The 6,485-nt window shown below is 45.9% G+C and carries 6 protein-coding genes; all 6 read right to left on the bottom strand.

What is annotated here, in order from left to right:
* Positions 1 to 44 precede the first annotated feature (44 nt).
* On the bottom strand, positions 45 to 1,406 hold the full coding sequence (gene glmU / locus AB4507_RS09465; RefSeq protein WP_065676899.1) for a bifunctional UDP-N-acetylglucosamine diphosphorylase/glucosamine-1-phosphate N-acetyltransferase GlmU: 1,362 nt from the start codon (positions 1,404 to 1,406) through the stop codon (positions 45 to 47).
* Between the two features lie 182 nt (positions 1,407 to 1,588).
* Positions 1,589 to 2,011: a F0F1 ATP synthase subunit epsilon gene (locus tag AB4507_RS09460; protein WP_004735742.1), complete on the bottom strand. Its 423-nt coding sequence runs from the start codon at positions 2,009 to 2,011 to the stop codon at positions 1,589 to 1,591.
* Positions 2,012 to 2,029: 18 nt separating this feature from the next.
* Positions 2,030 to 3,433, bottom strand: a complete 1,404-nt coding sequence (atpD, locus tag AB4507_RS09455; RefSeq protein ID WP_048610850.1) for a F0F1 ATP synthase subunit beta — start codon at positions 3,431 to 3,433, stop codon at positions 2,030 to 2,032.
* 34 nt (positions 3,434 to 3,467) lie between these two features.
* Positions 3,468 to 4,334 (bottom strand): F0F1 ATP synthase subunit gamma, encoded by an 867-nt coding sequence (atpG, locus tag AB4507_RS09450; RefSeq protein ID WP_016794171.1) that lies wholly within the window; start codon positions 4,332 to 4,334, stop codon positions 3,468 to 3,470.
* Positions 4,335 to 4,382: 48 nt separating this feature from the next.
* Positions 4,383 to 5,924 carry a F0F1 ATP synthase subunit alpha gene (gene atpA, locus AB4507_RS09445; protein ID WP_102321083.1) on the bottom strand — a complete coding sequence of 514 codons (1,542 nt, stop codon included), beginning with the start codon at positions 5,922 to 5,924 and terminating at the stop codon, positions 4,383 to 4,385.
* A 13-nt stretch (positions 5,925 to 5,937) separates the two neighbouring features.
* Positions 5,938 to 6,471: a F0F1 ATP synthase subunit delta gene (gene atpH / locus AB4507_RS09440; protein ID WP_010433233.1), complete on the bottom strand. Its 534-nt coding sequence runs from the start codon at positions 6,469 to 6,471 to the stop codon at positions 5,938 to 5,940.
* Positions 6,472 to 6,485 lie beyond the last annotated feature (14 nt).

Raw genomic sequence — 6,485 nt, 5'->3', positions numbered from 1 at the left:
CGGTACTACTGACTTTCATTTAAATCATCTTATTTGTTAAGAGACTACTTTTTCTTAGTCGGACGCTGCCAATCTGCAATCTTACGTTCTTTCGCACGGCTGATAACCAGCTCATTTTCAGAAACATCGCGCGTTACTGTAGAACCAGCACCAACGGTAGCACCATTACCAATCGTAACAGGCGCTATTAATTGACTATCTGAACCAACGAATACGTCGTCGCCAATGATGGTCTTGAACTTATTCGCACCATCGTAGTTACAAGTAATTGCACCCGCACCCACGTTTACGCGCTGACCAATTTCAGCATCGCCTAGATACGTTAAGTGGTTCGCTTTAGAACCTTCACCAAGGCGAGTGTTCTTCACTTCGACAAAGTTACCAACGTGCGAGTTATTACGCATATCAGCACCAGGACGTAGACGAGTGAAAGGACCAACCGTACAGTCTTCACCGACCGTTGCACCTTCGATCACGCTGTATGGGCGAACGATGGTGTTGTCATCAATCTCGCAGTCTTTCAATACACAACCAGTGCCGATAATCACGTTGTCGCCAATGCTTACGCTGCCTTCGATGATAACGTTAGTGTCAATCTCAACGTCCATACCGCACTGCAGCTCACCACGTAGATCAAAGCGGCTTGGGTCGCGCAGCATTACGCCTTGCTTCAATAACTTGTCGGCTTGCTCAGCTTGGTAAGCGCGCTCTAGACGAGCCAGTTGAGAGCGGTCGTTTACGCCTTCCACTTCAATTGGGCTTACTGGGTGTACCGCTTCAACTGCACGACCTTCGTCGTGAGCCGCTGCGATAACGTCAGTCAGGTAGTATTCACCCTGTGCGTTGTCGTTACTTAGGCCAGACAACCAGCGCTTCAGATCGCCACCAGTCGCCACCATAACGCCAGTGTTGATCTCTTTGATAAGCTTCTGCTCATCCGTTGCATCTTTCTGTTCAACGATAGCCACAACAGGACCATTACGACGAATAATACGTCCGTAGCCCATTGGGTTGTCTAACACGACAGTAAGTAGCGCGATGCCACCGTTTGGTTGAGCGTCTAATAGGTTTTCAATGGTTTCAGGTGAGATCAGTGGAACATCACCATATAGCACCAATACTTTTTCATCATCAGCGAAATGTGCAGATGCTTGATCCACAGCGTGGCCTGTGCCGAGCTGCTCAGCTTGCAGTGCCCAGTTTACAGATTCTTCAGCTAGAGTAGCCTTCATCTGATCACCACCGTGGCCGTAAACCAGGTTGATGTTTTGAGCGCCTAGACCATTACATGTATCGATAACATGCTTCACCATTGGCTTACCCGCAAGTGTGTGCAGAACCTTTGGTGTGTTTGAATACATGCGAGTGCCTTTGCCCGCCGCGAGAATTACCGCGCTAAACTTCATTGTAAACCTATCCAACGTTATTTTTATTAAGCCGATATTGTAACCGTTTTTGGCCAAAAAATTAAATCGCAATAACCATTTAACCAGTAGTGATACGTAAAAGAAGCATTTTTGAGAATCTAAAAATGCAAAAAGGCGACCCTTAGGTCGCCTTTATCTCAGAGTCTATAATCTTAAAAAGATTAACGACGCTGTTTTGTCAGTTCGATAACTCGTAACTGAGCAATGGCTTTAGCCAGTTCACCGGCCGCTTGTGCGAAGTCTATGTCGCCATGCTGATTTTGGATATTCTCCACAGCCTTGCGTTTAGCTTCTTCCGCCTTTGCTGCGTCTAGCTCTTCACCACGGATAGCTGTATCAGCCAGTACAGTCGCTGTACCAGGCTGAACTTCTACCATACCACCAGAAACATAAATGATTTCTTCGTGGCCGTGCTGCTTAACAATACGCACCATACCAGGCTTGATAGCGGTCAGCAGTGGAGTATGACCATGGAAAATACCAAGCTCACCCTCACTACCGGTCACCTGAAACGTCTCAACAAGGCCTGAGAAAATTTGTTTCTCTGCACTTACAACGTCTAGGTGAAAGGTTATTGCTGCCATATCGCCTCCTAGTTAGCCTTATAGCTTCTTAGCATTCTCGATAGCTTCGTCAATTGCACCACAGTACATGAACGCTTGCTCTGGAATGTCATCGTATTCACCAGATAGAAGACCTTGGAAGCCACGTAGAGTCTCTTTAAGAGGTACGTAAACGCCTGGGTCACCTGTAAATACTTCCGCTACGTGGTAAGGCTGAGTTAGGAACTTCTCAATCTTACGAGCACGAGATACAACTTGCTTATCTTCTTCAGATAGCTCGTCCATACCTAGGATAGCAATGATATCTTTCAGCTCTTTATAGCGCTGAAGAGTAGACTGAACGCCACGAGCGATGTCGTAGTGCTCTTGTCCAACTACCAATGGATCCAGTTGACGTGAAGTAGAATCTAGCGGGTCGATCGCTGGGTATAGACCCATAGATGCGATGTTACGGTTAAGTACAACCGTTGCATCCAAGTGAGCGAACGTTGTTGCTGGAGACGGGTCAGTCAAGTCATCCGCTGGTACGTATACCGCCTGTACAGACGTGATAGAACCAGATTTAGTTGACGTGATACGCTCTTGTAGAACACCCATTTCTTCAGCTAGTGTAGGTTGGTAACCTACCGCAGAAGGCATACGACCTAGAAGTGCTGATACTTCAGTACCTGCTAGTGTGTAACGGTAGATGTTATCAACGAACAGTAGAACGTCACGACCTTCGTCACGGAAGCGCTCTGCCATTGTTAGACCAGTCAGTGCAACACGTAGACGGTTACCTGGTGGCTCGTTCATCTGACCGTAAACCATCGCTACTTTTGATTCTTCAGGTTTTTCGATGTTTACAACACCTGCTTCCTGCATCTCAAAGTAGAAATCGTTACCTTCACGAGTACGCTCACCTACACCTGCAAATACAGATAGGCCTGAGTGTTGAAGTGCGATGTTGTTGATAAGTTCCATCATGTTAACGGTCTTACCTACACCAGCACCACCGAATAGACCGATTTTACCACCCTTAGCGAATGGACAAATCAAGTCGATTACTTTAACACCAGTTTCTAGAAGAGCTGTCTCGTTAGACTGCTCTTCGTAGCTTGGAGCTTCACGGTGAATGGCGTAATGCTCTTCAGCACCAATCTCGCCACACTCATCAATCGCGTCACCTAGGACGTTCATGATACGACCCAATGTCTTAGTACCTACTGGTACTGAGATTGGAGCGCCAGTATTTTCAACTGTCAAACCACGACGTAAACCATCAGAGCTACCCATTACGATTGCGCGAACTACGCCACCGCCAAGTTGTTGCTGAACTTCAAGAACTAGACGTTCTTGTACTTCATTAACATTCAGAGCGTCGTATACACGAGGTACTTCACCCTGTGGGAACTCTACGTCGACTACCGCACCGATGATCTGTACGATCTTACCTGTAGCCATCGTTAATCCTCTAACTATTTAGTTTTACCTAAGCTTAAACCGCAGCTGCGCCTGAAACGATCTCAGAAAGTTCTTGTGTAATCGCCGCTTGACGCGCTTTGTTATACACAAGTTCTAAGTCATCAATAATGTCACCAGCGTTATCTGTTGCTGATTTCATTGCAATCATTCGAGCCGCTTGCTCACAAGCAAGGTTCTCAACCACACCTTGGTACACTTGAGATTCGACATAGCGAACCAATAGTGCATCTAGTAGTGGTTTTGGCTCGGGCTCATAAATGTAGTCCCAAGAATGACTGCGTTTCATTTCTTCGCTGTCTGATTTAGGCAAAGGAAGTAATTGATCGATCGTTGGTTCTTGAACCATAGTGTTTTCAAACTTGTTGAACACTACGAACAGGCGATCTAATTCGCCTTCATCATATTTCTTCAGCATAACGCTTACAGAGCCAATCAAGTCTTCAAGGCTTGGACGATCGCCCAGACCAGAAACTTGAGCTGCTACTTTCGCGCCGCTGTTGTTGAAAAATGCTGTCGCTTTTGAACCTACAATTGCAAGTTCAACGTCAGCACCTTTCTCAGACCAATCTTTCATGTCGTTCATGGCTTTTTTGAACAAGTTAATGTTCAAACCACCACAAAGACCACGGTCTGTAGAAACGATGATGTAACCAACACGTTTGGCTTCACGTTCCTCAAGATAAGGATGCTTATACTCGAGGCTACCATTAGCCAAATGACCGATCACTTTACGCATTGTTTCTGCATATGGACGAGTAGCTTCCATTGCGTCTTGAGAACGACGCATTTTTGAAGCTGCTACCATTTCCATTGCTTTCGTAATCTTCTGTGTGCTTTTAACACTACCGATTTTATTACGTATCTCTTTTGCGCCGGCCATCGTTACTCTCCGTTAATGGTATGAGGTGGCCCTAAGACCACCTACCAATTACCAGGTCTGGGTTGCCTTGAAATCGTCAACAAGCTTCTTCAGCTCAGCTTCGATTTCTTTATTGAAAGCACCCGTTGTGTCGATCTGTGTTGCTAGATCGGCATATTGACCACGAGCAAACGACAGTAAAGCAGCTTCAAAGTCTAGAACTTTAGAAAGTTCAACGTCTTGAAGGTATCCACGCTCTGCAGCGAAGATTACTAGAGCTTGGTCAAATACAGACATAGGAGCGTATTGCTTCTGCTTCATCAGTTCTGTAACTTTTTGACCGTGGTCTAGCTGCTTCTTAGTCGCTTCATCAAGATCCGAAGAGAACTGAGCAAATGCTGCAAGTTCACGGTATTGAGCTAGAGCAGTACGGATACCGCCAGATAGCTTCTTGATGATTTTAGTCTGCGCCGAACCACCTACACGAGAAACTGAGATACCAGGGTCAACAGCTGGACGTACGCCCGCGTTGAATAGCTCAGTTTGTAGGAAGATCTGACCATCGGTAATCGAGATTACGTTCGTCGGTACGAATGCAGATACGTCACCAGCTTGCGTTTCGATGATAGGAAGAGCAGTTAAAGAACCCGTCTTGCCTTTCACTTCGCCTTTAGTGAATTCTTCTACGTAGTGTTCGCTTACACGAGCAGCACGCTCTAGTAGACGAGAGTGAAGGTAGAAAACATCACCAGGGAACGCTTCACGACCTGGTGGACGCTTAAGCAGTAGTGAGATCTGACGGTAAGCGACAGCTTGCTTAGATAGATCATCATAAACAATCAGTGCATCTTCACCGCGATCACGGAAGTATTCACCCATCGCACAACCAGCATACGGTGCAAGGTATTGCAGCGCTGCAGATTCAGAAGCCGATGCAACAACAACAACAGTGTTTGCTAGTGCGCCGTGCTCTTCTAGTTTGCGAACTACGTTAGCGATAGTCGACGCTTTTTGGCCGATTGCAACGTAGATAGAGAAAATACCAGAATTTTTTTGGTTAATAATCGCATCGATCGCCATCGCTGTTTTACCAGTCTGACGGTCACCGATAATAAGTTCACGCTGACCACGACCGATAGGGATCATTGAGTCAACTGACTTGTAACCAGTTTGAACAGGTTGATCTACCGATTTACGGTCGATTACACCTGGTGCGATAATTTCTACAGGCGAAGTCAATTTCGCATCAATAGGACCTTTACCATCAATTGGCTCACCTAGCGTGTTTACCACACGACCAAGCATTTCAGGACCTACTGGTACTTCGAGAATACGACCCGTACCTGTAACTTTCATGCCTTCCTGTAGGTCAGCATATGGGCCCATTACAACAGCACCAACCGAATCACGGTTCAAGTTAAGTGCTAGCGCGTAACGGCCACCCGGTAGTTCAATCATTTCACCTTGCATCACGTCCGCTAGGCCGTGAATGCTAAGGATGCCATCGCTTACCGAAACGATAGTACCTTCATTGCGAGCTTCACTAACAACGTCGAAAGATTCAATACGTTGTTTAATTAGATCGCTAATTTCAGTGGAATTAAGTTGCATGCTCCAATCCCCATTAAGACTGCAATGCATCGCTCAGGCGGTCTAAACGACTGCGCGCTGAGTTATCGATGACTAGGTCTCCGGCTCGAATAATAACTCCACTAAGTAGAGTCTCATCTATACTGCAATTCAGCTGAACTTTGCGCGCAAGGCGCAGTTCCAATTTGCTGATAATGCTTGTGCGTTGTTCTTCAGAAAGTTCAACAGCTGAAGTAACTTCAACGTCGATCTCTTTCTCATACTCTTTTTTGAGTATAAAGAACTCTTTACAAACATCAGGAAAAGCCATTAAGCGGCCATTCTCTGCCATCACTTTAATTAAGTTCTGGCCGAATTCATCAAATTGTTCGCCACAAATTACAATGAATACTTCAGCTAATTTTTCAGCAGTCATAGAACCGCTTAATAAATTGTGAACATCATCATTTTGTGCCACTTCGGCAGCAAAAGTAAGCATTTGACCCCATTGGTCTAGCTCACCTTTATCTACCGCAAAGTCAAACGCTGCTTTAGCATAGGGGCGTGCGATTGTAGTCAAATCAGACATATACAGCCCCTTGC

The sequence above is a fragment of the Vibrio sp. 10N.222.54.A3 genome (assembly GCF_041474095.1).
GTDB classification, from domain to species: Bacteria; Pseudomonadota; Gammaproteobacteria; order Enterobacterales; family Vibrionaceae; genus Vibrio; species Vibrio crassostreae_C.
Note: the sequence above shows the minus strand (reverse complement) of the source record. Positions and strands in the feature narration are given on the sequence as shown.